Annotated in this window: 1 protein-coding gene; it reads left to right on the forward strand. The window is 58.6% G+C overall.

Annotated elements, in window-relative coordinates; all coding sequences use genetic code 11:
- Window positions 1-343: hypothetical protein (locus B3605_RS16035; RefSeq protein ID WP_296435018.1), on the forward strand; the 343-nt coding region annotated here is incomplete at both ends.

The raw sequence follows: 343 nt of genomic DNA on the forward strand, positions 1-343 counted from the left end.
AGTCTATCGTCTGCAGGGCGTTGTCATCAACGACAAGCACATCGAAGTGATTGTCCGTCAGATGCTGCAGAAGGTGGAAATCACCGATGCAGGCGACTCGACCTATATCGTCGGCGACAACGTCGACCGTATCGAGCTTGAGGACGTCAACGACGGCCTGATCGAACAGGGCAAGAAGCCTGCCTATGGCGAGCCGGTTTTGCTCGGCATCACCAAGGCATCGCTGCAGACGCCGTCCTTCATCTCCGCCGCGTCCTTCCAGGAGACGACGAAGGTGCTGACGGAAGCTGCGATCGCCGGCAAGACCGACGGCCTGCAGGGTCTGAAGGAAAACGTCATCGTC

It is taken from the genome of Rhizobium sp. UBA1881 (assembly GCF_002338015.1).
Lineage (GTDB): Bacteria > Pseudomonadota > Alphaproteobacteria > Rhizobiales > Rhizobiaceae > Rhizobium.